Here is a 1846-nt window from a genome sequence, read left to right as displayed (position 1 = left end):
CAAACCCAAGGTCATGCCCTCGATCCCCAAGCCGATCTAGGACCCCAACCCGGCCAACGACGGCCAATAAAACTTCAAACAGAATCCGATCAATTTAAAGACGGGATTGAAAATGGTTTTTGATTTCGGATCGCGGCCCCCGGAGGTCAACTCCGCGCTCATCTACTCCGGCGCCGGTGCGGGCCCGCTGATGAACGCCTCCTCGGCGTTCAACAACCTGAGTGCAGAACTGAGCTCGAACGCGGCGTCCTACGAGTCAGTGATCTCTCAGCTCACCGGCTCGGAATGGCAGGGGCCGTCATCGGAGGCGATGGCCGCCGCGGCCCAGCCCTACATCACCTGGCTGACCACCACCTCCGGGCAACTGCAGGAAGCCGCCACCAAAGCCATGTCCTCTGCGGCGGCGTACCAGACGGCCTATTCCAGCAGCATCCCGCCCGCGACGATTCTCGCCAACCGCACGCAGTTGGCGCAGCTCGTCGCGAAAAACACCTTGGGCCAATACACCGCGGCGATCGCGGCCAACGAGGCACAGTATGGCGAGTTTTGGGCTCAAGATGCCGCCGCGATGATGGGCTACGCCGCCGCCTCGTCAGCCGCCGCGACGCTCTCACCGTTGACCCCGCCGGAACAAAACACGAACCCAGGCGGGCAGAGCCAACAAGCGTCGGCGGTCAGCAGTGCGGCCGGCAGCAACAGCTCGACGGCTGCGCTCAACAACTCGCTGGGTGGCCTGCAAAACGCGGCGAGTGCGGCCGCTAACCCGGCGGCGGACACCCCCGTCTCCATCCTGTCCGCTCTCAACAGTTTGTTCGGCGCGCCGATCCTGGGCAACAGCATCTACAACATCGGTGTCACGTTGGCGTGGAACACCGCCATGATGACCGCCACGTTGCCACTTCTCGGCCACTTCCTGGCCGGTGCCCCATTCGGTGTCACGATCAGCGACACCGCCCCCCTGGGCGCCGGTTTGGGCTTCGGCACGACGCTGGCCGGCGCGGGAGAGTCACTGGGCGGCGGCGTCGGTGGCGCGACGCTGGCCAGTATGGGCTCGGCCTCGTCGGCCGGCGGACTGACGGTGCCGGCCGGGTGGTCTGCGGCCACCCCGGAGGTCGCCGTCGGCGACGCCACGCTGACGGGCAGCGGCTGGACCGCAGCGGTTGACGAGGGCGCTGTCGGTGCGAGCGGCGGCGGCATGAACGGCGTCATGCCGGGAATGGCCTCCGCGGGCGGCAAGTCCGGCATGGGCATGGCCGGGCCACGCTACGGCGTCAAGCCCAAGGTCATGCCCAAGCAGGTGTTCGTCTAAGCGCTGCACGGCAGGCGATGCCGCCTTCCGCAGACAAGTCAGCAACAACTATCGGTATCAATACACAGCAAGGAGAGAGATATGCCTTCACGTTTTATGACTGACCCGCACGAGATGCGGTCGATGGCGGGCCGTTTCGATGTGCACGCCCAGACCGTTGAGGACGAGGCCCGCAAGATGTGGGCATCAAGCCAGAACATCGCCGGGGCCGGCTGGAGTGGTACCGCGCAGGCCACCTCCTACGACACCATGGGTCAGATGAACACCGCGTTCCGCAACATCGTCAACATGCTGCACGGGGTGCGCGACGGTCTGATCCGCGACGCCAACAATTACGAGAGCCAAGAGCAGGCCTCGCAGCAGATCCTGTCCAGCTAGCCGATCACCGAAACGTCTTAGGAGAACCCTCATGTCGATCAGTTACCAGTTCGGCGACGTGGATGCCCACGGCGCGTTGATCCGCTCCCAGGCCGCCTCCCTGGAGGCCGAGCACCAGTCCATCGTGCGCGATGTGCTGGCCGCCGGTGACTTCTGGGG

At 65.2% G+C, this 1846-nt stretch carries 2 protein-coding genes and 1 pseudogene; all 3 read left to right on the top strand.

Going from position 1 to position 1846, the window contains the following annotated elements:
- Positions 1-112 precede the first annotated feature (112 nt).
- Positions 113-1309, top strand: coding sequence for a PPE family protein (locus WAN02_RS08070; protein ID WP_422263633.1), 1197 nt, complete (start codon positions 113-115; stop codon positions 1307-1309).
- Between the two features lie 81 nt (positions 1310-1390).
- Positions 1391-1687, top strand: a complete 297-nt coding sequence (locus WAN02_RS08065; RefSeq protein ID WP_422263480.1) for a WXG100 family type VII secretion target — start codon at positions 1391-1393, stop codon at positions 1685-1687.
- A 31-nt stretch (positions 1688-1718) separates the two neighbouring features.
- Positions 1719-1846 (top strand): annotated as a pseudogene (locus WAN02_RS08060) (type VII secretion protein EsxI); the annotation flags it as partial.

Origin of the sequence: Mycobacterium sp. (genome assembly GCF_049281135.1) — a bacterium.
GTDB lineage: Bacteria > Actinomycetota > Actinomycetes > Mycobacteriales > Mycobacteriaceae > Mycobacterium.
This window is presented reverse-complemented; position numbering and strand designations above follow the sequence as displayed.